This window comes from Solitalea canadensis DSM 3403 (genome assembly GCF_000242635.2).
In the GTDB taxonomy this organism is placed as follows: domain Bacteria; phylum Bacteroidota; class Bacteroidia; order Sphingobacteriales; family Sphingobacteriaceae; genus Solitalea; species Solitalea canadensis.
On the sequence record NC_017770.1, the window covers coordinates 4,964,175 to 4,988,768 of the forward strand.

At 36.2% G+C, this 24,594-nt stretch carries 29 protein-coding genes; 15 read left to right on the forward strand and 14 right to left on the reverse strand.

The window, feature by feature from the left end:
- Positions 1 to 7: 7 nt before the first annotated feature.
- From SOLCA_RS20935 to SOLCA_RS21000, 14 genes are all read right to left on the reverse strand, one after another.
- Positions 8 to 904: a DUF6263 family protein gene (locus tag SOLCA_RS20935; RefSeq protein ID WP_014682484.1), complete on the reverse strand. Its 897-nt coding sequence runs from the start codon at positions 902 to 904 to the stop codon at positions 8 to 10.
- A 55-nt stretch (positions 905 to 959) separates the two neighbouring features.
- A complete protein-coding gene (locus SOLCA_RS20940) occupies positions 960 to 2,162 on the reverse strand; it encodes a retropepsin-like aspartic protease (RefSeq protein WP_157604620.1) in 1,203 nt (400 codons plus the stop codon).
- Between the two features lie 87 nt (positions 2,163 to 2,249).
- On the reverse strand, positions 2,250 to 2,468 hold the full coding sequence (locus tag SOLCA_RS20945; protein ID WP_014682486.1) for a hypothetical protein: 219 nt from the start codon (positions 2,466 to 2,468) through the stop codon (positions 2,250 to 2,252).
- Between the two features lie 5 nt (positions 2,469 to 2,473).
- Positions 2,474 to 2,989, reverse strand: a complete 516-nt coding sequence (locus SOLCA_RS20950; protein WP_014682487.1) for a hypothetical protein — start codon at positions 2,987 to 2,989, stop codon at positions 2,474 to 2,476.
- 21 nt (positions 2,990 to 3,010) lie between these two features.
- A complete protein-coding gene (locus SOLCA_RS20955; RefSeq protein ID WP_014682488.1) occupies positions 3,011 to 3,757 on the reverse strand; it encodes a hypothetical protein in 747 nt (248 codons plus the stop codon).
- A 37-nt stretch (positions 3,758 to 3,794) separates the two neighbouring features.
- Positions 3,795 to 4,364, reverse strand: coding sequence for a DUF4269 domain-containing protein (locus SOLCA_RS20960; protein ID WP_014682489.1), 570 nt, complete (start codon positions 4,362 to 4,364; stop codon positions 3,795 to 3,797).
- A gap of 115 nt (positions 4,365 to 4,479) precedes the next feature.
- The gene (locus tag SOLCA_RS20965; RefSeq protein WP_014682490.1) at positions 4,480 to 5,214 is read right to left on the reverse strand and encodes a PH domain-containing protein; all 735 of its coding nucleotides are present in this window, start codon (positions 5,212 to 5,214) and stop codon (positions 4,480 to 4,482) included.
- A gap of 161 nt (positions 5,215 to 5,375) precedes the next feature.
- Positions 5,376 to 5,921: a L,D-transpeptidase family protein gene (locus tag SOLCA_RS20970; protein ID WP_014682491.1), complete on the reverse strand. Its 546-nt coding sequence runs from the start codon at positions 5,919 to 5,921 to the stop codon at positions 5,376 to 5,378.
- A 26-nt stretch (positions 5,922 to 5,947) separates the two neighbouring features.
- Positions 5,948 to 6,463: a L,D-transpeptidase family protein gene (locus SOLCA_RS20975; protein ID WP_014682492.1), complete on the reverse strand. Its 516-nt coding sequence runs from the start codon at positions 6,461 to 6,463 to the stop codon at positions 5,948 to 5,950.
- Positions 6,464 to 6,482: 19 nt separating this feature from the next.
- The gene (locus SOLCA_RS20980) at positions 6,483 to 7,112 is read right to left on the reverse strand and encodes a hypothetical protein (protein ID WP_014682493.1); all 630 of its coding nucleotides are present in this window, start codon (positions 7,110 to 7,112) and stop codon (positions 6,483 to 6,485) included.
- A 33-nt stretch (positions 7,113 to 7,145) separates the two neighbouring features.
- A complete protein-coding gene (locus SOLCA_RS20985; protein WP_014682494.1) occupies positions 7,146 to 7,508 on the reverse strand; it encodes a DUF1304 domain-containing protein in 363 nt (120 codons plus the stop codon).
- A 100-nt stretch (positions 7,509 to 7,608) separates the two neighbouring features.
- Positions 7,609 to 8,490, reverse strand: a complete 882-nt coding sequence (gene fabD / locus SOLCA_RS20990) for an ACP S-malonyltransferase (protein ID WP_014682495.1) — start codon at positions 8,488 to 8,490, stop codon at positions 7,609 to 7,611.
- Positions 8,491 to 8,537: 47 nt separating this feature from the next.
- Positions 8,538 to 9,188, reverse strand: coding sequence for a GTP cyclohydrolase I FolE (folE, locus tag SOLCA_RS20995; protein WP_014682496.1), 651 nt, complete (start codon positions 9,186 to 9,188; stop codon positions 8,538 to 8,540).
- 18 nt (positions 9,189 to 9,206) lie between these two features.
- Positions 9,207 to 9,617, reverse strand: coding sequence for a 6-pyruvoyl trahydropterin synthase family protein (locus SOLCA_RS21000; protein ID WP_014682497.1), 411 nt, complete (start codon positions 9,615 to 9,617; stop codon positions 9,207 to 9,209).
- A gap of 120 nt (positions 9,618 to 9,737) precedes the next feature.
- Here SOLCA_RS21000 and SOLCA_RS21005 point away from each other — a divergent pair, with 120 nt between their 5' ends.
- The 15 genes from SOLCA_RS21005 to SOLCA_RS21075 all read left to right on the forward strand — a co-directional run bounded on the left by SOLCA_RS21005 (position 9,738) and on the right by SOLCA_RS21075 (position 24,565).
- Positions 9,738 to 10,433, forward strand: a complete 696-nt coding sequence (locus tag SOLCA_RS21005) for a YjjG family noncanonical pyrimidine nucleotidase (protein ID WP_014682498.1) — start codon at positions 9,738 to 9,740, stop codon at positions 10,431 to 10,433.
- A gap of 8 nt (positions 10,434 to 10,441) precedes the next feature.
- Positions 10,442 to 10,963: a DinB family protein gene (locus tag SOLCA_RS21010; RefSeq protein WP_014682499.1), complete on the forward strand. Its 522-nt coding sequence runs from the start codon at positions 10,442 to 10,444 to the stop codon at positions 10,961 to 10,963.
- A 378-nt stretch (positions 10,964 to 11,341) separates the two neighbouring features.
- Positions 11,342 to 12,187, forward strand: a complete 846-nt coding sequence (locus SOLCA_RS21015) for a UDP-2,3-diacylglucosamine diphosphatase (RefSeq protein ID WP_014682501.1) — start codon at positions 11,342 to 11,344, stop codon at positions 12,185 to 12,187.
- An 80-nt stretch (positions 12,188 to 12,267) separates the two neighbouring features.
- Positions 12,268 to 13,257, forward strand: coding sequence for a glycosyltransferase family protein (locus tag SOLCA_RS21020; RefSeq protein WP_014682502.1), 990 nt, complete (start codon positions 12,268 to 12,270; stop codon positions 13,255 to 13,257).
- 76 nt (positions 13,258 to 13,333) lie between these two features.
- Positions 13,334 to 14,317 (forward strand): DUF6427 family protein, encoded by a 984-nt coding sequence (locus SOLCA_RS21025; protein WP_014682503.1) that lies wholly within the window; start codon positions 13,334 to 13,336, stop codon positions 14,315 to 14,317.
- Between the two features lie 206 nt (positions 14,318 to 14,523).
- A complete protein-coding gene (gene purQ, locus SOLCA_RS21030; RefSeq protein WP_014682504.1) occupies positions 14,524 to 15,213 on the forward strand; it encodes a phosphoribosylformylglycinamidine synthase subunit PurQ in 690 nt (229 codons plus the stop codon).
- A 131-nt stretch (positions 15,214 to 15,344) separates the two neighbouring features.
- A complete protein-coding gene (locus SOLCA_RS21035; protein WP_014682505.1) occupies positions 15,345 to 16,085 on the forward strand; it encodes a type III pantothenate kinase in 741 nt (246 codons plus the stop codon).
- Positions 16,078 to 17,376 (forward strand): OmpP1/FadL family transporter, encoded by a 1,299-nt coding sequence (locus tag SOLCA_RS21040; RefSeq protein ID WP_014682506.1) that lies wholly within the window; start codon positions 16,078 to 16,080, stop codon positions 17,374 to 17,376. Before SOLCA_RS21035 ends, SOLCA_RS21040 begins: the two co-directional genes overlap by 8 nt.
- A 100-nt stretch (positions 17,377 to 17,476) precedes the next feature.
- Positions 17,477 to 18,049 (forward strand): LPS export ABC transporter periplasmic protein LptC, encoded by a 573-nt coding sequence (lptC, locus tag SOLCA_RS21045; protein ID WP_014682507.1) that lies wholly within the window; start codon positions 17,477 to 17,479, stop codon positions 18,047 to 18,049.
- 154 nt (positions 18,050 to 18,203) lie between these two features.
- Positions 18,204 to 20,294 carry a peptidylprolyl isomerase gene (locus SOLCA_RS21050; protein WP_052308678.1) on the forward strand — a complete coding sequence of 697 codons (2,091 nt, stop codon included), beginning with the start codon at positions 18,204 to 18,206 and terminating at the stop codon, positions 20,292 to 20,294.
- Between the two features lie 186 nt (positions 20,295 to 20,480).
- Entirely contained in the window at positions 20,481 to 20,996 is a 516-nt protein-coding gene (locus SOLCA_RS21055) for a DUF2480 family protein (protein ID WP_014682509.1), read from the forward strand.
- Positions 20,997 to 21,098: 102 nt separating this feature from the next.
- Entirely contained in the window at positions 21,099 to 21,914 is an 816-nt protein-coding gene (locus tag SOLCA_RS21060) for a DUF3108 domain-containing protein (protein ID WP_014682510.1), read from the forward strand.
- A 115-nt stretch (positions 21,915 to 22,029) separates the two neighbouring features.
- Complete coding sequence (locus SOLCA_RS21065) at positions 22,030 to 22,593, forward strand: DUF3109 family protein (RefSeq protein ID WP_014682511.1); 564 nt, start codon at positions 22,030 to 22,032, stop codon at positions 22,591 to 22,593.
- Between the two features lie 92 nt (positions 22,594 to 22,685).
- A complete protein-coding gene (rfbA, locus tag SOLCA_RS21070; protein ID WP_014682512.1) occupies positions 22,686 to 23,567 on the forward strand; it encodes a glucose-1-phosphate thymidylyltransferase RfbA in 882 nt (293 codons plus the stop codon).
- A 20-nt stretch (positions 23,568 to 23,587) separates the two neighbouring features.
- Positions 23,588 to 24,565 carry an SIS domain-containing protein gene (locus SOLCA_RS21075; RefSeq protein ID WP_014682513.1) on the forward strand — a complete coding sequence of 326 codons (978 nt, stop codon included), beginning with the start codon at positions 23,588 to 23,590 and terminating at the stop codon, positions 24,563 to 24,565.
- The last annotated feature ends 29 nt before the right edge of the window (positions 24,566 to 24,594 follow it).

The window sequence follows — 24,594 nt, forward strand, 5'->3', positions numbered from 1 at the left end:
TAATATTTTATAATTCTTTGCCGGCAATTTTATTCTGGCCGTCAATTTTCATTTTAATATCCTGTCCCATGGCACTCATCGTTCCACCGATATTGATTTTCATATCGCTGTTTAGTGCTAAGCCAGATTTAATATCGATAATCATATCTCCATTATTAGTACCGCTCAAATTGGTTTGCATGGTAAAGCCCATTACTTCTACAGGACCAACTGCACTAATAGTACCAACTACCCCAACAAAAGCTTTATTTTCTTTTACTTCTTTTAGCGTATAAGTGGTTTTCATTTTTAATGGAAGAATGTTCTTTAGTTCAGTTTCTACCACCCATGATTCACCTTGTTTGATAGGTTTTTCAGGATAGATTTTTAAAGCTGCTTCCATGCTAGCTTTTACAGCTTCTGAACCAAATTGTTTATTAAGAGCATCTTTAATTGTTGCAGTAGTTGCTGAGTCTTTTGAGCTTTTTTGAGCCATTGCGTCCAGCATTTTATCAACTCCTGAAACTGATTTTACATCACCCTTTGGGGTGATAACCATATTAAAGCTGGCTCCCTTTAAAGCGCTTAATGGATTGTTTTCAGTGCCGTTATCTTTTTCAGAATCGTATTCACTAGTTGCTCCCATTGCATCCGATAATGAGTAGATTTTATTGTACGTAACCTTTACATTTTTATCAGGAGCACTGGCCGTAGTAATATCAAAAGAATAGTCAATTTTCATGAGCTGTTTCATCGTGATATCTTGTCCCATAATATTCTGACCAATGTTTTGGTCATAGCTCATGGCATATCCGTATTTTTTGCCAGGTTGAAAATTTTGTTGTAGGGTTATTGCTTTTTGAGCATAAGTTGCTTGAAATGTCAATATGCCCAAAGAAATAAGCGCGAATGTTCTTTTTAACATGTGTGATTTTTTTGACGAAAGTAATAAAATTGCCAGCTAGTTTGAGTTCTAATCATTAATTCTCAAAAGCTATGTAACTTTCTTTAAAGTTAATGACCATGGTTTTAAACTGCTTGATAACATCTTGTCCTATATTTCCGTAATAAACATCCTGATTAGTATCCAACATTTCTTTACTTACCATGCAATTTTTAAGTATAATGGCAGAAGCTCCGCAGAAAAGTTTAATTTCTGGAATTTTTACTGCGGATAAGGTTTTCTGACCCGAAGCACCTCCAATTGTATAGGGTGTAGGTACTCCTTTACTGTCTAAATCAGATTGATATTTTTTATAGAATACATCGCTTAAAAGAGAACTTTGCGCTCCTGAGTCAAAAGTAAAAGGTAAGAGTTCATTCCTATAGGTAAGGTAAATGACTGGTTTAAGTTGATCAAGGGTCATGTTTTTTATAGAAGTTTTAGGAGTACTGTCTTTGGTAATTAACAGCTGATTTTCCGTAAAATGTAAAGTGCCTAATTCTTTTATAACAGGAAATCCGATGATACCCTTGATTTTATAGACACCACTTGCGAAACTTAAAGCAGAGTCTGGAAAAATAAGGAAGATGCAATTGCTAACCTCAATATTGTTGAAATTCAATTTAGCTGCTACACCCAATTTGGCGTAAGTAGTATTTCCTGTTAGCCCGCTATTGATTCCAACTGTTGAATCAGATACGATCTTTAAGTTTAGTTTCCTTGCATAGGAGTCAGTAATTGTTGAAATACCAGCTCCGGAGTCAAAAACGAAATCGTATACACTGTCAGCTTGTTTAACCGGGATATTCCATAATTGAGCAAGATCTTTCTTTAATTGAATAGTTTCGGCTTTTGGTTGTGTTATCTTTTGAACCGGAATATCTTTCAGTAATTCCCAGATTTTTAATGCCTCCTTTTCATCCTTTAGATTATTTGCAGTGTAATAAGAAGCATAGTTTTTCAATAAAATGGAGCCACTGATCGCCGCTTCTCTGTAATTAAATAGTTTTACATAATTGTCATACAACGTTTGGTGGAAAAGAAAGCCCAAGCTGTCTGTTGTTGGTCTTTTGTTCTTGGAAATAGAAAGTAAAGTGTCATTGGATTTCTGTGCCATTCCAAATGCATTCAAAATAACTGCATTGTAAATCGCTTTTACCTCCGGAGTCATTTCTTTCTCTGAATTTGCCAATACTTGCTGAGCTGCAAAGAAGTTCTTTGTTCTTATGAGTTCATTCAAAGAGCTTTGTTGTCCGAATATATTTTGAACAAACAGGAAAAATATTAGACAGATTGTATATGTTTTTTTCAGCATTGCCAGGTCAATTTAAATATCGTTTTTGCGCTTATGTGCTTCAACTATAATTTCTTTTTTGGTTATTTTGGTTTCTCCAACCATTAATAAGCGAAGATCGTTCACAATATAATTGGCTAATTCCTCGTCGCTAATTTCGTCCCCTTCAATATCCAGTCTAAAATCTTCACCTTTTAAGTTGCCACCATTGGTGAAATAGATCTCAAAATCAAATTTTACTCTTTTATCCATTGGAGTTATTTATTGATAGCAATAATGTAATAGTTATTGTTCGATTCAGAAAACCAAATAACACCATTCCCAATCATTGCTCCATCTGTATTTCTGAAAATCCGGTCAAGTCGTTGCTCTTCAATTGTTTTCTTAAGAGTTGTATCAAATAAGTCAACGTATTTATGTTTAAATGCTGCTACTGAATTAACATTTTTAAGTGGAAATTTGATATGCGCTGCAATACTATCCTGATTGTCTGTCTTTACCCAATCTTTAAATTTAATGAGAAAGTGCTTGAAGTCAGTACTATTATTGAAGCCTGCATTTGCCCATGAAGTTGGAATACTTCCATCATCAAACAGGCTGTCTTGCGCAGAAATTTGTGTTGTATTTTCATCTACTGGCTGTGATAATGATTTTGTTGATGAATCAGTTTTAGTAGCGTTGTTTGCTGACTCTTGAGCTTGCTTATTGCCCAGATTTTGGCAAGAGCATGCAATCGCTAATATGCTTACCAGTAATAGTTTTTTATGAGTCATAAGTTAGGGAGTTGGTATTGATTAAGGTTCGTCACATTCGAATTTTACATTCTTGAAAAGCTTTTGAAATTCTTCTTCCATCTTCACATCGCGTGATAGGTAAGGAATCTGTTGGTTGTTGCAATTCCACCAGCCAAATGCCATTAATCTTATTTTAGCATACTCCATCTTTTGAGAAGAGTTATATAAGTTCATAAAACGATCGACACAGTTTTGGGGTGATGCATTTGTTTTACATTGAGTTTCTTCCATTTCTTTCCAAACAGCTAGCATTTTATCTCCCCCTGCAATTAAAGCATCGGCATATTTCTGGCATTCACCCGGCCCTTGCGAATATTCTTTCAATACCTCCGGATGGTTATAGGCTTTTATGGTAACGGCTTTTAGCTTATAACATTCTTCAATTTCTTTTATGGTTTCCTCTTTGAGTTTTTCCCAACAGGGAAGCTTTACAATATCCAGTTCCTTTAACTTATTAACATTAGTTGTGTATTCCTTATTCAGTCTATCTAAACTCAAGTTAGGAAGCTCCTCCGGTTTCCAGACTGTTGCATCTGTTTGTAGTGTATAAGCGTTGTTAAACCATAGGTCATACGTGTTTTTTAATTGTTGTTCAGTAACTTTTGATACATCATAGACACCCTCGTAATTACAAAGTTCTGTGGTCCACTTGAATGTTTTTGTTTGAGCGAATGTTAAGGAGCTGGTAATGAAGCAACATATAAAAACTACGCTACCACGCAAAAACGGATAAGAGATTTTTATCATAATGTATTTGTTTACTATAAAGATAACGGGCTAATAATTAAGATTGGTATTTTGTGATAAAGGAGCTCAACTTTTCTTTGAGTTCTGTTGGCGACCAACGTTCGTAAACTAATAACACTTCATACGGATTACTGCCAAATTCTAGCAATGCTCCAAAGGCAGGCTCTGTTTTTAATCCCTTACTTTTTAAGTTTCGGATTTCACTTCTGAATTTATTGCCCAATAGCTGTAGTATGCGGTCTTCTATAAGCATATGGCGATAAGCCGGCTGGGCTTCGGTTGGCTGATTGGTTGCGAAAATTTCAATGTCGAAAGCCCCGTATTTAAAATTAGCAAGGAATCTGTTTTCGTTTTGATTAGTGGTAAAATTGTCGAAGTTGCCGAAATGAAATTGAACTAACTTGCCAAAATCTGCATAATCATGGGCCTGACATATAATATCCAGGTCACTTTTTGGGATATCTATATCAATAGGAATTGTGCCTACTAAAATTGGATGATAATCCTTAAGCTTTTCCATTAATGCAATTTCATTCAAGGCGTAATAAGCATCTTTTTGACGTTTAGTGCCATTTAATAAGTATTCGAGTGATCTCCAATCCGGCATTTCAATAAAACAGAGATATAAAGTTAACGCATTAATGGGAGGTACTGATAATGCATCAGGAAGAAAGTCGCAAAGAAAAAGCGCTTAAGTATTGAACTTAAGCGCTTTTGTTTATCTACATTCTGGAAAGAATTTCAGCTTTTTTAGAGTCGTATTCGGCCTTTGTAATAAGATCATTGTCAAACATCGCCTTCAGTTTCTTTAATACAGCTACCGGATCTTCTTGTTGAGTTGACGGAGCAACAGGAGCAGATGGAGTTGATTCTGCAGGAGTTGGTTTTACCGGTTCTGGCGGAATAGGAGCTGATATTGGCTCAATTTTAGGAACGCCAGGCTGCACCGACTCAATTGGAGCTGCTGGTTGTTGTGGCAACTCAGGAGTAGATGCACTGTTTACAACCACACCACCTCCGGCGCTTGCCCTTTTGTTTTCCAGTTCAATTTGTCTTCTGTAGTCCTGCATTTCTTCAGATTTATGTTGAGCAAATTGATACAATTTTCGGGCCTGAACCTTCGGGAGGTAATCCATTGTAACAGTTGTTCCAATAATTGTTTTTATCATGAACTCGGCGCCTAAGAATCCTTCTTTGAAATGGCAATCTTCAATGTCTTTCCATAAATAATCCTGAAATTCCATAGAAAGTCCCAGGTTTTTAGGATGGAAGAAAATAATCCGTTTACTGGTAAGTGCGATACAATCAGGGGAAATGTTGACAGCAGGCTTTTTCTGAACCGCAATATATTCCAGCGATTCACCAGGGGTTAACATATCAACCACTTTGCCGTATATTTTTTCAACCACTTTAACGTCCTGTTCTTCGGCCAAAAATTTATGAATGTTATCAGTCATACTTAGAGCTAATTTATATAGACAAATTTGCAATTAAAACTTCAGTAAATGCAATAACTGCCTGTTATTTAACTTTAGTTTGATATAAATGTTGCATTGCCAGGAGAATTAAACGTGATTGTTGTTGCTTTGCCTGGAACGTGATGGGAAACAGTCAACGGTTAAGGTTTTATTTCTATAGGAATACCAGTTTCAACATGTTTATAGAGTTCGTCAATCTCTTTGTTTGTAACAGCAATACATCCCCATGTCCAATCATAAAGAGGATCGGGGGTATTGATATCGCCGCCTGTTCCGTGTATTTTAATATCTCCTCCTGTTTTCTTACCTAAACGCTTTGCTCTTTTCCGATCAGCATTATTAGGATAGGAAACTCCCAAATTTTTATAATAACGACTGTTAGGGTTTTTACCATCGATTAAGTAAATACCTTCTGGTGTCTTCATGTCTCCTTCAAATTCTTTTGCTCCAATCGGATTTCTACCTAAGCAAATCCGGTAGGTTTTAATCCGTTTGTTTCCGGAAAAGGCAATTAATTGCCTTTTGGATTTTAACACCAGTAAGCGATCTATTTTTACATGTTCAGGTATTTTTAAGGTATCTGACAGACCAATTATTACAACTTCTGATTTCTTCTGTTTTTTAGTGGGTGAATTTGCACAGGCAAGTAATCCTATGGCCAGGCAGATTACAAGTACGGTTTTCATGAACGGATGAGATAGATTTAGAAAGATTAGGGTTTTATTTCAATCACCGTTCCGATAGGCACATGTTGATATAGTTCTTCAACTTCCTTGTTTGTCAATGCCATGCAGCCGTAGGTCCAATCGAAGAATCGTTGAAACTTGTTAAGAAATCCCATTCCGTTTCGCAATCCATGGATTTTGATGTCACCACCAGTAGGTTTTCCTAAGGTTGCTGCATGTTTAATGTCATGATCATTGGGGTAAGACACACCTAAGTTTTTATAATAACCGCTGTTCGGATTTTTATCATTAATCGTATAAATTCCCTCGGGAGTTTTCATGTCCCCCTCAAACTCTTTTGCTCCTATAGGATTTATGCCTAATGAAATCGTATAAGTTTTAATAAGGACCCCATTTTCATAAGCAAGGAGTTTTCTTTTTGATTTTAAAACCACCAATTTGTCAATTTTGACGTTAGGAACAATTGATTTTTCGGGAAAATAGTTGAAAGCAATAAGACAAGCAGAAGCAAAAACTACAGCACGGATGATGTTTTTTTTCATTAATTAAAAAGTAGTTGTATTAAGGGGTGTTAATTTTTTCGACATTGATCCATACCATAAAAGGTACCTGGATTATTTCATTGCCTTTGAATCCATTATTTTTCAGGTCTTTTGGCGAAATGAACCCATGTTTTTCTGTTGAATAACCTACAATCCTATAGCCATAGCGATGCAATAAACTGTCGAATGGTTTATATACATTACCGGTTAGCATAACATGATTCATAAGTTTAGGGTTTAGTCTCTTCCCATATTTCCTTACGTAATCATTCCATTCTGTTGATTGGTTAAATGCATTGATATAATTCTTCAATACATCAGCATATTCATAAGGATATCCGATGGACAGTGATTTGAGATCAGTCCTTATTATTGGGAGTGCTTTATCCCATAATTGCTTTATGGTATGAATTTCAGCTGATAAATTTTTAGTGCTTTTTGCCGACAAGCCAAATGAGTAATTGAGGCCAGTATAGTCGATAGAATCCTTATCTTTTCTAAAAGTGAGGATTCGATGCTGGCTATTACTTGCAGTACTTAAAGTTAAATCCCCATAAATAGTATCAACCTCAATTGGAATGTTTTGTGCAGCACCTATTGTTACTAAACACATTAAGGCAGATACAGTAGACGAGATTAACTTAATCATGCAAATAATAAAATAAGTTTCTAATCGATTGATTTATTGTGATAACGAAAAAATAAGTGCGATAATTGCAGGGACAGCTTGAATGAAAAAGATGGAACGCTGAGCCGTTATCGCTCCGTAAGTTCCCGCAACTATTACGCATACTAAAAAGAAGCAAGAAACATTCACACTCCAAATCGGATCCGAAATTAATAGAGACCAAATTAAACCAGCTGCTAAAAATCCATTATATAAACCTTGGTTAGCTGCTAATGCTTTGGTGGGTTCAAATAGATTGGGATCAAGTGATTTAAAGGTCTTTTTTCCTCTGGTGGTCCAGGCAAACATTTCTAACCATAAAATATAGAGGTGTTCAATAGCAACGAGTCCGATGAACAGTTGCGAAAGTAGTTTCATAATTACTCAATTATAGTTGCAAGATAGAGATTGCTACTGTTAAACAAAAAAGGACATCAACTAAAAGTTAATGTCCTTTAAAAATAAGTATAAAATATAATTAGATAGTAGCGCTTTCAGTTGCTATTTCTTTACTTACTTTCTTTACTAAACCTTGTAAAACATTACCTGGTCCTACTTCGGTAAATGAACTAGCTCCATCCGCAAGCATAGCCTGTACTGTCTGAGTCCATCTTACGGCACCTGTTAATTGAGCAATAAGGTTTTTCTTAATAGTTTCAGGATCGCTTGTAGGTTGTGCATTTACGTTTTGGTAAACCGGACAAACTGGTGTGTTAAATTGAGTCGCATTAATTGCGGCTTCTAATTCAACACGGGCAGGTTCCATTAACGGAGAGTGGAATGCTCCTCCAACATTTAATACTAAGGCACGCTTTGCTCCAGCTTCTTTTAGTTTCTCACATGCAATGTTTACACCTTCAATACTTCCAGAAATAACGAGTTGTCCCGGACAGTTATAATTGGCTGGAACAACAACTTCGTCAATTGAAGCACATATGTCTTCAACTACTTTATCCTCTAAACCTAAAATTGCAGCCATAGTAGACGGCTGTAATTCACATGCTTTTTGCATAGCATTGGCGCGGGCAATAACTAGTCTGAATGCATCTTCAAAGTTTAACGTACCGTTAGCAACCAATGAAGAAAACTCACCTAAAGAGTGTCCGGCAACCATTTCAGGCTTAAAATTATCGCCTAAAACTTTAGCTAATATTACTGAATGTAAGAAGATAGCAGGTTGAGTAACTTTCGTTTGCTTTAAATCTTCGTCAGTTCCATTAAACATTACATCGGTAATACGGAACCCAATAATTTCATTCGCTTTCTCAAATAATTCTTTGGCTAAAGCAGAAGTTTCATACAACTCTTTGCCCATTCCTACAAACTGAGCACCCTGGCCCGGGAAAACATAAGCTTTCATATATAATTTGGATGGTTTTAATTTGTCTTGTTAATGATTTTAGCCGTTTAACTTAAATGCGAAGCAATAAGCTGCATAAACTCAAAACGGGTTTTTTCATTGCTGATAAATTCGCCTGTAAAGGCTGACGTGGTGGTTACTGAGTTTTGTTTTTGAATACCACGCATGCTCATGCACATGTGTTTACATTCAATAACCACAGCGACCCCTAATGGGCTCAATGTATCCTGGATACAATCGCGGATTTCATTGGTTAAGCGCTCTTGAACCTGTAATCTGCGCGCATATGCATCCACAACCCGAGGGATTTTGCTTAACCCAACAACTTTGCCATTGGGAATATAGGCAACATGGGCTTTGCCAAAAAATGGAAGCAGGTGGTGTTCACACATTGAATACACTTCAATGTCTTTTACTAAGACCATTTGACTGTATTCTTCGGTAAACATTGCCGATTTTAGAATTTCGTCTGGCTTAAGATCATATCCATGCGTTAAGTACTGAAGTGCTTTGGCTACGCGCTCAGGAGTTTTTAATAAACCTTCGCGATCAGGATCTTCTCCAATATCTTTTAGAATATCATAATACTTTGATGATATATCTTTGATCTTCTCGGGATTGTAACGGTCTATTTTCTGATAGCCGTCCATTTCATTTTCTTCCATCATTTCAGATGAAAATTTTTTCAATTCTTCCATAAGGTTTATTGAGCGTTTTTAACCGAAATATTCAACAAAGTTATTTTCAGTTTCGTAAAGTTTAACCGAGTGAAGTAGAGCTCCTTGTTCTGTAATTGGTTGTTTAAGCTGATTGAAAATTTCAACTGCTAGAACTTCTGTTGATGCCATTTTTCCTTTCATGAAATCAACATCCAGATTTACATTACGATGATCGAGTTTGCTGATAACCTGCGTGTTAATAATATCTCGCAAATCCTTTAAGTCGATCACAAATCCTGTAACCGGATTAACTTCGCCCTTAACCGTAACGAATAATTCATAGTTATGGCCATGCCAGTTAGGATTGGAGCATTTCCCAAAAACTTCTGCATTTTTTTCTGCACTCCATTCCTCACGAAACAATTTGTGGGCCGCATTAAAACGTTCCCTGCGTGTTATGTAGATCATAACGGCAAATATCGTAAAAAGGTTTTTAATGTAATTGTTTTAACCGCTAAGTCGTGGAAAGGGCTAAGTAAACATATCTTTTACTTCGATGCGGACTTTTGAAAAGCGTATTTTTGTATAATGAAATCTTATCAACACCTTTTCTTTGACCTCGATCATACCATTTGGGATTTTGATAGAAATGCAGAAGAAACGCTTCGGGAGTTGTTTGATGTGTATAATCTAAAATCATTAGGACTTAAGTCGGCAGATTTGTTTATCGAAGTGTACACAGAAAACAATCATCAACTGTGGGCTGAGTACCATAAGGGGATCATTACAAAAGAGCATTTGCGTCATGAGCGTTTTAGTAAAACGTTCAGGGATTTACATCTCTCAGAAGATTTAGTCCCTTTAAATTTCGAAAATGATTATGTACGGATTTGTCCGACCAAAACGAATCTGTTTCCGCACGCACATGAAACGCTTTCCTATTTGCAAGATAAATATCGCTTACACCTGATTTCAAATGGCTTTTATGAAAGTACACTAATAAAAGTTGAAACAACCGGAATCGGTAAGTATTTTGATAATATTAACATTTCGGAGAAGATAGGAGTAAACAAACCCGATCCTAAAATATTTCATCACGCCGTAGGTTTAGCAAATGCGACTATTGATGAAAGTATGATGATAGGCGATAGTTTAGAGGCTGATATATTAGGTGCGATTTCTGTAGGAATGGATTGTGTGTTTTTTAATCCGCGTGCTGTAAAGCATGATGTAATTGTAAATCATGAAATACAGAGTCTTGATGAATTGCTTCAAATTTTGTAACTCGTAATATGAATACAGCGGAAATAATTGCCAGTTTAAGGGAAACACTTGAAGAATATCAGCATCGGCTGGATCATTATTCGGATCAGGTATTTACGACTAAACCAACACCAGACTCGTGGTCAATGGCTGAAGTATACAGCCATGTTTTGGGTGCCAATTTAAGAGGTTTAAAAGCAGTTGAGTACTGTTTAACGGGTAAAGCACAACCGACTTCTGTTGGGTTAAATGAAATAGGTCAAAAGCTTTTTGAGTATGGAAGCTTCCCACCCGGAAAATACGATGCTCCTGAAGCCTTAAAAGCAGTTGTTCAAAATATCCATAAAGATGAAGCAAAAGCTCTTGTTGCGAAAAATATAGAACGAATACTTGAAATAAAGGGTGTAGATGAAGCAAATCCGGATTTTAGGATTGAACACCCACGATTAGGCTTTCTAACAGCCCCTCAATGGGTAAAATTTGTACTTATCCATTCTCTACATCATCTTGAACAGCTTAACAGAATCGAAAGAGGATTCTCAATGTGTTAGATTTTTACCGCATAGACACGAGAATTATGTGTCATTGGTTTGATGTTTAAATAGACTCTTTGCGCATTGCGACTTTGCGTGCATTTTTTTCTTAATTCTTAATATTTTCTTAACCATTTGGTAATCTGGCGGAACGATATTTGTATAACAAATTGAACCATCGATGTATCAAATGGAAATCAATTACGTATTTGTGGTGTTTTTAGGCCTGCTGATTGTGGGAGCCTATTATTTCAGTCCTTTTGATTTCAAAGTGGAAGATGAAGAAGACTGAATTATTTAAATCTCCACAACTTATTTTCTCGTCCCGCTCTCGCTGTTGTTCCTTAGCGTTAAATGCTATTGCATTAAAGTTACTTTCCTATTACACAATAAAAAATGCCCAAACGCGAACTTGAAATAGTGGTAATATCCGATGTGCATCTCGGAACCTTTGGCTGTCATGCTAAAGAGCTATTGAAATATCTTAAAAGCATAAAACCTCAAACACTCATCCTTAACGGCGACATTATTGACATCTGGCAGTTTAGTAAATCATATTGGCCCGAAAGTCACATGAAAGTATTGCGAAAGATCATGAAGATGGTGAGTCAGGGCGTAAACGTTTATTACCTTACAGGCAATCATGACGAAATGTTGAGGAAATTCGCCGACTTTGAGTTGGATAGTTTCAGGTTGATGAATAAAGTGGTGTTGCCGGTTGGTCATGAGCGTGCATGGATATTCCATGGTGATGTTTTTGATATTACTATGCAACATTCAAAGTGGTTGGCTAAATTAGGGGCAGTCGGATATGATTCATTGATCATTCTTAACACGTTTGTGAACTATTTTCTTAAGCTCTGTGGTCGAGAAAAGATGAGCTTCTCCAAGAAAATTAAAAGTAGTGTAAAAAATGCGGTTAAGTTTATGAACGATTTTGAAATGACTGCCGCTGAAATCGCTATTGAAAAAGGCTATGAATATGTTATTTGCGGACATATCCATCAACCTGATATAAAAGAAATAAAAACAGAAAAAGGTAAGGTTACTTATCTTAATTCAGGAGATTGGGTAGAGAGTCTCACCGCTTTAGAATACAGTAACAAGGAGTGGAAGCTGTTTCAATATAATGCAGAAGAATTTAGTAATGTGGATATTGACACAATAAACGAAGAAAACGAAGACTTAAATGCTAAAATAGATATAACTTTACTTTACAATTCACTAATTGTGAAAAGTTAGTTCACAAGAATGTTGATGTTTTTAATCATCAGGGATTGCATTAAGATTTTAACTTTGCAGGATTCATACTTATTCTAAATTTGAACATACTCTACGCTATACAAGGAACAGGAAACGGACATATCAGTCGCGCACGAGATATTATTCCTCATTTGCAGAATTATGGTAATCTTGATCTCCTCATCAGTGGAACTCAAGCTGATGTTTCGTTAACCCAACCTGTTAGCTATAAATTGCATGGCTTTAGTTTCGTTTTTGGAAAGAATGGAGGAGTAGATAACTGGAAGACGTTCAAGATTATGAATCTTCCTCAAATGTTTAAAGACATACGCTCCCTGCCGCTTGAAAAATATGATCTTATCATTAATGATTTTGAACCTGTAACCGCATGGGCCTGCAAGCTGCGTCGTATTCCCATGGTGGGATTAAGCCATCAGTCTGCATTTCTTTCTGAGAAAACCCCTAGGCCAAAAACATTAATACCCAATTGGGAGGAATTGATTTTAAAGCATTATGCACCTGTAAAAGAAGCAGTCGGGTTTCATTTTGAGAAATATGACGACTTTATTAATACTCCTGTAATCAGGAAAGAAATCAGAGAGCTTGAGCCGATCAATAACGGACATTATTCTGTTTATCTGCCATCGTACGACGATACTAAATTAGCACAGTTGCTAAAACAGGTAAAAGGAACCCGTTGGGAGATTTTCTCTAAGCATACAAAGAAGAGCTATTCTTTAGAAAATGTAGATGTTTTTCCTGTCAATAATGAGGCCTTCAATAAAAGTTTAGCCAGTTGTGAAGGATTGTTAACAGGAGGGGGCTTTGAAGGCCCTGCAGAGGCTTTATTCTTAGGTAAAAAAGTGCTTTCAATACCAATGACCGGACAATGGGAGCAGCAGTGTAATTCGGAAGCATTGCGCTTGATGGGAATTCCTGTTCTGTACAAATTAGATGCAGACTTTGTTCCGAGTGTTCGCAATTGGGTAGAGAATGGAGTAAAAGTAGAGGTGAATTATCCTGATGAAACCGCATCCATAATTGATAATCTGATTCAAAAATATCGTTGAAAAAGTAGTCTTGAGCTACTATTATCTCTGAAGTATTATCCATATTATTGCGCCTGCTACTTACAATACACCAAAAATGATCATTAATACGTTTCGCAAGGCTCAGGCTTATAATTATGTACTACTTGGCGCTGTTATTTTATTGTTGCGTTTAGCTGTGTTATTAAATCCTGATCTTTATAAAGGAAACGTTGTATATCAGCCGTTTGTAAAGTTGTTGGTGTTCTTTCAGTTTGATTTTCTTTCAAATCCTGTTTATAATATTTTAATCACTTCTTTGGTAGTGTTTGTACAGGCTGTAATATTTGGCCGGATTATTACAAGGCACAACTTTTTTAACAAGACCAGTTTCTTGCCGGAACTAATGTTCGCAGTATTATGCAGTATGTTCACCCCCTTTCTTACATTCTCCCCTATTGTATTCTGTAACTTTTTCTTGTTATGGATATTAGATAGAATATTCTCGTTATACCGTACTCAATATACTTTGAAGAGTGTTTTTGATATGGGGTTCATCGTTGCTCTTGGTTCATTACTGTATTTCCCGTTTCTGTTCATATTTCCTATTGTATGGTATAGCCTTATCGTTTTCAAAGCTTTTTCATGGAGAGAATGGTTAACCGGATTAATTGGATTGATCGTGCCATATATAATATTAGGTACATGGTATTTCTGGAACGACGACTTTAATGATTTTTACCATCTGTGGTTGCCTTTTAAATTTGTATTACCACAAACATTAATGATCGAACATGACGACTATTGGGCATTAATTCCACTCGGAATTGTTCTCCTTCTTTCGTTAAACCAAGTGAGGGTGTTGTTCTTTAAAAACGTAGTGCACGTGCGCAAATCGTTGCAATGCCTGGGTTTCTTAGTGCTATTGATTGTTACTACTTACTTATTGATGCCCGATCAACGCATAACACAGCTTATATTAGCGGCAGCCCCTCTAGCTACTTTTATGACCTTTTATTTCATCTCGGCTAAGGTGCGTTGGTTTTACGAATTCGTATTTACCTTATTGATCGTTTCTATCTTTTATTTTCAGCTGTTTTAGGTTGAAATCAGCAATAGCAATTATTATTAAGTGCTGATGCATTAGTAAAGCGTTAATCTCATTACGCCGTACTAAAAAAAAATCCTACCTTTGTGCTTTGAAAACCCGTAGGTTGGACCCCCGTCAAAATGAAATGAAAGTTAGTTAAACGGGTTATTGATGGGCCATTAAAAAACAAATTAACTTTCAGAAAAAATAAGGACAAAATGAAATTTGGAGTTGTAGTTTTCCCAGGTTCTAATTGTGATCAGGATGCGATCAATCTTTTTGGAAATGTATTAGGTCAAAAAGTAGTTAGCTTATGGCATAAAGATCATGACTTGCAAGGTTGTGATTTTATTGTGTTACCTGGAGGTTTTTCTTACGGTGATTATTTGCGTTCAGGAGCAATTGCCCGTTTTTCGCCAATTATGAAAGAAATAATCGAATTTGCCAATAAAGGCGGTTACTTAATGGGTATTTGTAACGGATTTCAGGTGTTAGGTGAAGCCGACTTGGTTCCGGGAGCATTATTGCATAATGATACACGTAAATTCATCTGCAAAAACATCTATTTGAAAGCTCAAACCCAAAACTCATTGATTACTTCACAGGTTGAGATGGATAAGGCGTTGAAAATCCCTATTGCTCATGGTGAAGGTAAATATTATGCAGATGCTGATACCTTGAAAATGTTAAACGACAACGATCAGGTATTATTCCGTTATTGTGATGAGAATGGAAACATTACAGCGGAGTCAAATCCGAATGGATCATTGGAAAACATTGCCGGTGTTTGTAATAAAAACAGAAATGTATTCGGAATGATGCCACACCCTGAGCGTGCTTCAGATTCACTTCTGAATAATCAGGATGGATTAACATTGTTTGAATCAATTCTGCAAACAGTACTATAATTGCTTTATTATATAATAAGAAAAGCAGAAAGTAAATTAACTTCGGTTATTATTGCTTTCTGCTTTTTATTTTAGCCGCATTATAAAAGAAATGTGGTAAGAAATCTCTTGTTAAGAGATATTGAAGCCTTATGAACTTAATAATTGATGTAGGTAATTTTAAAACCAAGGTAGCAGTGTTCGATCAGGATAAAATGCTTGATTTGTTGGCTATTGAGGATGCTGCTATTGAAAGTATTCAACAGTTTATTACCAATTATCAGCCAACAAAATCCATCTTATCTTCGGTAGCCGTAATTGATCAGGGACTTATTAAATTATTAAGCCAGTCGACTGATTTTACGTTACTTAAAGCGGATACACCAATTCCCCTGATCAATAAATATGGTACACCTGCCACTTTAGGAACCGACAGGTTATCTGCGGTAAATGGGGCGTATACATTGTTAAAAGATCGAAATGTACTTATCGTAAATGGGGGTACATGTGTTACTTATGATTTGTTAACCGCAGAAAAAGAATACTTGGGTGGAGCAATTTCCCCAGGCTTAGTTATGCGATTTTCAGCACTCAATACTTTTACAGATAAACTTCCGTTAATTAGTTTCGATAATGATTTTAACAATCTGATTGGAACATCAACCAAAGAGTCCATTTTGTCGGGTGTACAAAACGGGCTGATGGCCGAAATTGAAGGAATTATTGAAAGATATCAAAAGCAGTTTGAAAACTTAGCAGTGGTGTTATGCGGAGGCGACTCAAATTTTTTTGACAGTCGTTTGAAAAATAGCATCTTTGCGCCCACGGTTCATTGGCAGCCGAACCTGGTACTTATTGGGTTAAATGCCATATTAAATTATCAGTATGCGTAAATTTACAAGGTTACTAACTATTATTTCATTCACATTTATCAGTTCTAATGTTTTTGCACAGGCAACAACCAGTTCTCCTTATTCAGCTTATGGTGTTGGTGGTTTAGTGCCTCAAACATTTGCCCCTTCAAAAGGGATGGGAAACATTGCGTCAGGTCTACGCATGCCTGAAAATATTAACATTTCAAATCCGGCTTCTTATTCATCCTTTGTACTTACCAATATTGATTTGGGAGTTCATGGAGGATTAGATCAATTGAGCACTTCCTCAACTAAGGAAAATAATTATAATTACTCCTTAGATCATTTTGCATTAGGTTTTCCTATCTCAAGCAAAATGGGCGCATCATTGGGAATTATACCTTTCTCAAATTCGGGATATCAGGTGGGTAAATCAGATGTGTTTCAGCAAATTGACACAGTAGCTTACAAAAATGAGTTATTGGGTGAAGGAGGCTATTCCCAAGTATACTTTGGCGTTGGTTACGAAATCGCTAAAAATCTTTCAATTGGGGTAAACGTTGGATATTTGTTTGGCGATATCAAACGTACAACATCAACTGTTCTTAATGATATTAGTGCTGTTAATAGCAGAACTACAGTTAGTACAAGCGCAAGTGGTTTCCTGGTGAAATATGGTGCACAGTACACGATTGTTCAATCACCGGAAAAACGTTGGACAATAGGTTACTTTGGTTCAATGAAGACCAAAGTTAAAACGACTCAAAATACCGTATTCGACCGTTATATTTTAAATTCTGCAGGTGATCCAATTCCAATGGATACAGTTTATAATAACAGTGGTGTAAAAGGACATTTTGTGTTGCCAACTATGCATACTGTTGGTTTTACATTTAATCGCGTTAATAAACTTATTGCAGGTGCCGATTTTGACTATCAGCAATGGTCTCAGTTTAGCCAGGATGGCCAGGTAACTGATTTTAAAAATATGTACGGAGTTCGCTTAGGAGCTCAATATACACCAGATATTTATTCAGTTTCAAGCTACTTGAAACGTGTAGATTATCGTCTTGGATTTAACTATTATAAATCATACTTAAATCTGAATAATCAGAATATTAATGAGATGGATTTGACATTGGGTTTAGGTTTGCCTCTTTCAAATCAATTCTTTGGAGGGTTGTTGCATACAGGATCGAAACTGAATGTGGCAATTCAATTAGGAACACGCGGAACTACATCTTCAGGTCTTGTTAAGGAACGTTATGCTAATCTTTATTTAGGATTTACCTTAAATGATCGCTGGTTTGTAAAGCGTAAATTCGACTAAAGTTTATTCTAAACTTAAATAAAAAGCAAACTCTTGTTCCTGATTAAAGAACAAGAGTTTGTTGTTTATATCTTTGTCATAAACTAAATAGAAAGTAGAGTTGAAAAATATAGGATTATTAGTAGTCGCTGGAATAGGCTTGCTTACTACGGCCTGCGAGAATAATTTGGCTAAGGTGGATGCTATTTCAGCTAAGATTGCAGAAAAGCCGGTAGAAACCAGTAAGCAAGTTGAAATGATTTACTCAGATTCTGCCAAAGTAAAAGCACGATTGACTACCCCTTTACTTTTACAATATAAGACTGAGAAGCCTTATGATGAGCTGCCAAAGGGATTCAAAGTTGAATTTTTTAATGTACAGACACAAGAAATACAAGCAACGCTTACTGCAAAATACGGCATACGTAAGTTTGGTGAACGTCAAATCGAGGCTAGGGATAGTGTTGTGGTTATCAATCAAAAAGGCGAAAAACTAACTACAGAACGTCTGGTTTGGGATGAAAATAAGCGTATCATCTTTTCCGACAAGTTTGTCAAAATTGTATCAGCAGATAAAATCGTTCAAGGATATGGGTTTGAAGCACCCGAGGATTTAAGCGTTTATAAGTTTAAAAAATTAAGTGGCGAGGTTGCATTAGACCAACCAGCTGACACTTTACAGAATAATCAGTAATGGTTATCGGCGTCTTGAAACAGCTAACTGCTTGTTTAAGATACTTTTTATCATGGGTAACTACTTTCAAAAAAAAATCCCCAAATAGAAAAAATTTGTATCTTGCGCCGCTAAAAACTAAAAGCATAACAATAAAAGTAAAAGAATTATGTTGATGAATTTCTTACGCGAGCGTGCAGGGTTTATAATTATCGGGTTTATCGGACTCGCGATCATTGCCTTCATTTTGAGCGATGTGTTTAATGCGTCTCGCCCTTTTTTGCAGGATGAAAATAGCAAAGTAGGCGAAATCGCAGGCCAAAGCATCTCTTACAAGGATTTTAATGGTAGAGTAGAGCAGAACATGGAAGCCATGAAACAGCAAATGGGTGGTAATGTTCCTCCTCAAATGGCTGGTTATGCTCAGGAACAAGCTTGGAATCAAATGATTCAGGAGATTGTTTTCAAAAAACAAACTGAAAGAGCTGGCATTGAGGTAAGTGACCCTGAGTTAAATGACATGGTGATGGGTAATAACCCAGACCCTCAGGTAAAACGCTTATTTACAAACCAACAGACAGGTGAATTCGACCGTCAGGCTATTCGTAATTTTATTAATAACCTTGATCAGAATCCGGCTAAAAATCAGTGGATCGATTTCGAAAACAATCTGAGAACTAACCGTTCTATTCAAAAATACATCAACATGGTGAGTGGAGCTATGTATGCTACCACTTTAGAAATTAACCAATTAAATACTTCAAATACAAAACTTGCTAATGCTCGTGTTGTATTATTGCCTTATTCTACTGTTGCAGATGCATCTGTTAAAGTAGAGCAAAGTGATATTGAGAAGTATTACAATGATAATAAGTACAAATACAAACAAAAGCAGAATCAACGTACAATTGAGTATGTTGTTATGGATGTAGTTCCTTCAAAAGAAGATACAGCTGCAGCCCTTAAAGACATTGATAAACTTGCTGCAGATTTCAGAGCAGCAACACAAGACTCATTGTTCTATATGGCTAATGCAGATACCAAAATGCCTTTATCCTATATGAAAAAGACACAGTTGGATCCAAAATTGGACACCGCATTATTTAATGCTCCAATTGGAACTGTGTATGGTCCTTACTTCGAAAATAATGCATATAAAGTTGCTAAACTTTTAAGTGTTAAAAATGTGCCGGATTCAGTTAAGGCTCGTCACATACTTATCGGTTCGCAAAAAGGTGGTTTAACTCCTACTGGTCTTGCCGAAGCTGATAGCTTAAAGAAATTGATTCAAAGTGGAAAAGCAAGCTTTGCTGATTTAGCAAAAACTAAATCTGATGATACTGGTTCAGGTAGCAAAGGTGGTGATTTAGGATACTTTGGTCGTAATATGATGGTGCCTCAGTTTGAACAAGCTGCATTTAATGGCAAGCCAGGTGAATTGGTAGTTGTTCAAACTCAGTTTGGTACACACTTAATCGAAATTCAAGATCAGAAGAACGTTTCAAAAGCTGTTCAAGTGGCAGTTGTTGACCGCACCTTCTCTCCAAGTCAGAATTCTCGTCAAGCTGCATTTGCAAAGGCAAATAACTTTGTTGCAGGCATTAAAGATTCAAAAAGCTTTACTGAAGCTACCGAGAAAGCAAAATTGGCAAAACGTATCTCTGATAATTTAAGTGCTACCGGATCTGAGATTCCAGGTTTGGAAACTTCTCGTAAGATTGTTCAATGGGCATTTGAAGCAGAAAAAAATGATGTGTCAGAAGTTTTTGAATCGGGCGATAAATATGTTGTAGCTCATTTGATCCAAATACGCGACAAGGGATATGTTCCATTGGAATATGTTAAACCAGAAATTGAAGTTGCAGTTCGTCAACAGAAGAAAGCAGAACAATTAGCTGAAAAAGTAAAATCAGCATCTAATGGTGCATCTTCAATTGATGCTGTAGCTGGTAAATTGTCGGCACCTGTTCAGCCTTTCCAAGGATTAAGCTTTGGTAATCCAGTGATTGATGGTGTTGGCATGGAGCAGAAATTATTCGGTACTATCTTCGGTTCACAAGCTGGCAAGGTTAGCAAACCAGTTGCTGGAGAAAAAGGAGTATTTGTTTTTGTTGTAGATAACTTTACTGGTCCGGCTCCAATTGCAGATGTAAAATCATTCCGTCGTTCAGTAGAAATGATGCAAAAACAATCATCAGCCGCAGGTACATTTGAAGCATTGCAAGACAAAGCTAATATTGTGGATAACCGCGGAAAATTCTATTAAGATTTATTAATCATCAACATATTGAAAGCGTTCCGGTTTAGCCGGAACGCTTTTTTGTTTAAATGGTTATGTGCGAACAATTGCTTGAAAATGATAAAGTTTACAAATCGTTTAAAACAAGATCGTTTTTAATTAGTTATTTTTGTAGTATTATAATTAGGTAACATCTAAGGTTTTAGATTGAATATGGAAATTCAGGAAACAATAATTAATAAGGTTGCAAATAGTGGTTTAATAACTTTTGACCTATCAACATATTACCATAAAGGAGAACGCATCGTTTATGATATTAAAGACAATCTTTTTCATGGCTTAATCTTGCGTGAGAAAGATTTCAGAGAATTTGTTAAAGAACATGATTGGACTCAGTATGAAGGAAAGAATGTGGCAATTTTGTGTTCAACAGATGCCATTGTGCCTACATGGGCCTACATGCTGTTATCCTCTAAGATAGAACCTTATGCAAATCGTATAGTGTTTGGCAACCTTGAGGCCTTAGAAAGCGTCTTGTATTTAGACGCACTATCTGAAATCGATCTTGACCAGTATAAAGATCAACGAATAGTTGTAAAAGGTTGTGGTGATATTCCTGTGCCAGTATCAGCGTACGTGGAGGTAACAAACAAATTACGCCCGATTGCGAAAAGCATTATGTTTGGCGAACCATGTTCTACAGTTCCGATTTACAAGCGAAAAGATTAGTTAGAAGAGTGCGCTGAGTGAGTAAATTATTTTTGTGGCAGTTTTTTTGAGTAAATTTTCGAATTTTGTTGGTACAATCTTCTGCCCTTTAAAAGCAATAGTATGAAAACGAAGCATCTGGTAATTATATTAATATGGTTGGGGTTATTTCTTCCGTCAAAAACGGTAAGTGCACAGAGTAATCCAAGCTTAATTGCTCCACCATTTCAGGTTGGAGAAGAGTTAAAGTACAAATTTAAATATGGTATTTTTAACTGTGCAGAAGGGGTAATGAAAGTTGAAGAATCTCAAAAAGAATTCAATCACGTTAAACCTTATCGTTTAGTAGCGAAGGGAGAAACGGTTAGTGCTGTAGCGATGATTATGAAGGTGCGTAACCGCTATGATTCATACGTCAACCCTAATAATCTTAAACCATTTCTTTTTACTGAAAGTGTTAGGGAGGGAGATTATAAACGCGACAGCTATGCAAGTTTTGATCATAAGAATAAGGTCGTTAACTCCAACAAAGGATCTTTTCCTATTGGGGATAATACATTGGACGTACTCTCTGTTTTGTACTATGCCAGATCACTTGATCTCTCGGGAATAAAGAAAGGCGGAACTATTAAGTTTGATTTTTTTCTGAATGATGAAACGCTACCTGTTTCAATAACCTTTCTTGGTAATGAAACTATTAAAACTGCATTCGGTAAAGTTGATTGCTTGAAATTTACACCATCGGTGGTTGAAGGCAGGGTGTTTAAAAAAAATAGCAGAATGTATTTGTGGGTGACAAACGATGCAAATCGAGTACCTGTTAAAGCTGAAGTTGAAATCCTAATCGGTTCATTACGCCTTGATTTGACAGGCTATAAGAACCTAAAATACCCTATCGGCTACAATGGAGAAGATTCAGTTAATCGCGCTAGCCGATAGCTATTCATTATGATTCTATATTCTTCTGATTTTTAGTCCTCAATAAAATATTACGTATTTTTGCACTTTATTGACATAAGTCGGTAAAGTGTTTTTTATTTTAAGACTGATTAGGATGATTTTGGTTGAGAATTCACTGGTACATGAAGATCTGATTAAAGAGGAATTTGTTTGTAATCTGAACAGATGTAAAGGTGCCTGTTGTGTAATGGGAAATGTGGGGGCACCGTTGGAAGCAGAGGAGCTAAAAATCCTTGAAGAAATCTACCCTAAAGTGAAGCCGTATTTAACTGAAAAAGGTATCGCAGCCATCGAAAAGGATGGTGTTTACGTAAAGGACTTTGAGGATGATTACACGACTACCTGTGTTGATGGAGATAAAGAATGTGCATATACCATATTTGAGAACGGAATTGCGTTCTGTGGAATAGAAAAAGCTCACAGGGAGGGAGTGATCGATTTTAAAAAACCGATTTCCTGTCATTTATATCCTATCAGAATTACAAAGTATCCAGAGTTCGAAGTATTGAATTATGATCGATGGCATATTTGTGCTGCAGCTTGCGAGTTTGGTAAGGCGTTAAAAGTACCGGTTTATCAATTCTTGAAAGATCCTCTAATCCGAAAATATGGCGAGCAATGGTTTGCTGAACTTGAAGAGCAGATTTCCGCTTTATAATCACTTTGTTGATAAAATTTTATAAATTCGCCGCAAAAACTGTTTAGAGTTGCAAAACTCAATAAACAGAATCGCTTAAATAAAAACATTACGTGAAAGGTATTATTCTCGCAGGCGGATCAGGAACACGTCTACATCCATTAACATTGGCAATGAGCAAGCAACTAATGCCTGTTTATGATAAGCCAATGATTTATTATCCGATTTCAACCTTAATGTTGGCTGGAATTCGGGAAATCCTGATTATTTCAACTCCACATGATCTCCCTAACTTTGAAAAATTACTGGGTGATGGAACATCAATTGGATGTAAATTTTCATACAAAGTACAAGAGCAGCCAAATGGTCTTGCACAAGCCTTTATAATCGGTGAAGAATTCATTGGAGGTGATAGTGTAGCATTAGTCTTAGGAGATAATATTTTCTTCTCAAACGGATTCTCGGAGTTATTGCAAGGTTGTGTTGATCCTGAAGGTGGAATTGTTTTTGCATACCATGTCGCCGACCCAGAGCGTTATGGAGTTGTTGAATTTGATGCTGATCACAATGTGATTTCGATAGAAGAGAAACCTTCTATGCCGAAGTCAAAATTCGCTGTTCCAGGACTATATTTCTACGATAATGATGTGGTTAAAATAGCTAAAAACATCAAGCCTTCAGCCCGAGGTGAATACGAAATAACCGATGTAAATAACGAATACCTTAAGCAAGGAAAATTAAAGGTTCGTACATTGAATAGAGGAACGGCATGGTTAGATACTGGCACGTTTGCATCTTTAATGCAAGCCTCTCAGTTTGTTCAGGTTATTGAAGAGCGTCAGGGACAAAAAATTGGTTGCATTGAGGAGATCGCGTATCGTATGGGATTTATCAGTGCTGATCAGTTGCAAAAAATTGCTGAACCATTACGAAAAAGCGGATATGGTGAATATCTGCTGAGTGTTTTAAATCAAGAGGAAGAAGCGTACTTATAAAAATATTATTAGATCCAAGAATGAAATACATAAGTCAGGAATTAAAACAGTTCTCTAAGCAAATCAAATTTGCAGTTGATAATTACAAACCACATGGTATTGACAAGAGTAAGCTTTCAAATATTGTAATTTGTGGTATGGGAGGATCTGGCATCGCAGGTCGGATTGCCAAAGGTTATTTTAATGATAAGTTAGATCTTCCTGTGGAGATTGTTAATGATTATGTATTACCTCGTTATACAGGACCTAAAACATTGGCAATTTTTTGCTCATATTCTGGTAATACTGAGGAAACAATTGCGGCATACAAAATTGCTCAAGAGAAGGGATGTCAGATCATCGTTATAACTTGTGGAGGAGAAATTGAGAAGCTTGCTCAGCATAATGAGCATCTGATTTACAAAGTTGAAAGTGGATTACAACCACGTATGGCTTTAGGGTCTCCCTTAACTTATTTATTCTTAATCTTCTTCGACTTATTGGGTCAGTATAAGAATGCTGATTTACAAAAAATCGTTGATTTTGTTGTAAACAGTGATGATTACGTTCTTCAAACAGGAGAAATGGTTAATAAATACATCTCAACTATCAAGAACAAGTATGTAATTATAACTGATTCATTTTTTGAAGGTGTTGCAACACGCTTTGCACAGCAAATTCAAGAAAATGCTAAATTGGAAGCTTTTGTTCATGTATTGCCTGAAGCAAACCATAATGCTATTGAAAGTTATTATTCAAAACCGGGTACAAACTTTATATTTCTAAATAGCCGTAATAACCATCGTACAAATCTTCGATTTGCTTTTGTTAAGGAATTATTGACAAAGTTTGATGTCCCAATGATGGAATTGTTGGTGAAGGATAATTCATTAAACACGTTATTCCATATTATTTACCAATTGGATTGGTTGTCATTACAGGTTGCAGATAAAGCTGATGCTGTTTCAAACCAGATTCCAAATATTAACTCATTAAAAGAGTTTTTAAGTAAACAATAATCGTAATTATTGGGCAGGATTTTTTTTAA

Bases quoted from the DNA above. Each gene is read 5' to 3' on its own strand.
- SOLCA_RS20965 (WP_014682490.1), bottom strand. From the start codon at position 5,214: ATGACTGATAACATTCATAAATTTTTGGCCGAAGAACAGGACGTTAAA.
- SOLCA_RS20980 (WP_014682493.1), bottom strand. From the start codon at position 7,112: ATGATTAAGTTAATCTCGTCTACTGTATCTGCCTTAATGTGTTTAGTA.
- SOLCA_RS21010 (WP_014682499.1), top strand. From the start codon at position 10,442: ATGAATACAGCGGAAATAATTGCCAGTTTAAGGGAAACACTTGAAGAA.
- SOLCA_RS20950 (WP_014682487.1), bottom strand. From the start codon at position 2,989: ATGACTCATAAAAAACTATTACTGGTAAGCATATTAGCGATTGCATGC.
- SOLCA_RS21040 (WP_014682506.1), top strand. From the start codon at position 16,078: ATGCGTAAATTTACAAGGTTACTAACTATTATTTCATTCACATTTATC.
- SOLCA_RS21055 (WP_014682509.1), top strand. From the start codon at position 20,481: ATGGAAATTCAGGAAACAATAATTAATAAGGTTGCAAATAGTGGTTTA.
- SOLCA_RS20960 (WP_014682489.1), bottom strand. From the start codon at position 4,364: ATGCCGGATTGGAGATCACTCGAATACTTATTAAATGGCACTAAACGT.
- SOLCA_RS21015 (WP_014682501.1), top strand. From the start codon at position 11,342: ATGCCCAAACGCGAACTTGAAATAGTGGTAATATCCGATGTGCATCTC.
- fabD (WP_014682495.1), bottom strand. From the start codon at position 8,490: ATGAAAGCTTATGTTTTCCCGGGCCAGGGTGCTCAGTTTGTAGGAATG.
- SOLCA_RS20945 (WP_014682486.1), bottom strand. From the start codon at position 2,468: ATGGATAAAAGAGTAAAATTTGATTTTGAGATCTATTTCACCAATGGT.
- SOLCA_RS21035 (WP_014682505.1), top strand. From the start codon at position 15,345: ATGAACTTAATAATTGATGTAGGTAATTTTAAAACCAAGGTAGCAGTG.
- folE (WP_014682496.1), bottom strand. From the start codon at position 9,188: ATGGAAGAATTGAAAAAATTTTCATCTGAAATGATGGAAGAAAATGAA.
- SOLCA_RS20975 (WP_014682492.1), bottom strand. From the start codon at position 6,463: ATGAAAAAAAACATCATCCGTGCTGTAGTTTTTGCTTCTGCTTGTCTT.
- SOLCA_RS21050 (WP_052308678.1), top strand. From the start codon at position 18,204: ATGAATTTCTTACGCGAGCGTGCAGGGTTTATAATTATCGGGTTTATC.
- SOLCA_RS21075 (WP_014682513.1), top strand. From the start codon at position 23,588: ATGAAATACATAAGTCAGGAATTAAAACAGTTCTCTAAGCAAATCAAA.
- SOLCA_RS21065 (WP_014682511.1), top strand. From the start codon at position 22,030: ATGATTTTGGTTGAGAATTCACTGGTACATGAAGATCTGATTAAAGAG.
- SOLCA_RS20955 (WP_014682488.1), bottom strand. From the start codon at position 3,757: ATGATAAAAATCTCTTATCCGTTTTTGCGTGGTAGCGTAGTTTTTATA.
- SOLCA_RS21005 (WP_014682498.1), top strand. From the start codon at position 9,738: ATGAAATCTTATCAACACCTTTTCTTTGACCTCGATCATACCATTTGG.
- SOLCA_RS20970 (WP_014682491.1), bottom strand. From the start codon at position 5,921: ATGAAAACCGTACTTGTAATCTGCCTGGCCATAGGATTACTTGCCTGT.
- SOLCA_RS20985 (WP_014682494.1), bottom strand. From the start codon at position 7,508: ATGAAACTACTTTCGCAACTGTTCATCGGACTCGTTGCTATTGAACAC.
- SOLCA_RS21025 (WP_014682503.1), top strand. From the start codon at position 13,334: ATGATCATTAATACGTTTCGCAAGGCTCAGGCTTATAATTATGTACTA.
- SOLCA_RS20935 (WP_014682484.1), bottom strand. From the start codon at position 904: ATGTTAAAAAGAACATTCGCGCTTATTTCTTTGGGCATATTGACATTT.
- SOLCA_RS21060 (WP_014682510.1), top strand. From the start codon at position 21,099: ATGAAAACGAAGCATCTGGTAATTATATTAATATGGTTGGGGTTATTT.
- purQ (WP_014682504.1), top strand. From the start codon at position 14,524: ATGAAATTTGGAGTTGTAGTTTTCCCAGGTTCTAATTGTGATCAGGAT.
- SOLCA_RS21000 (WP_014682497.1), bottom strand. From the start codon at position 9,617: ATGATCTACATAACACGCAGGGAACGTTTTAATGCGGCCCACAAATTG.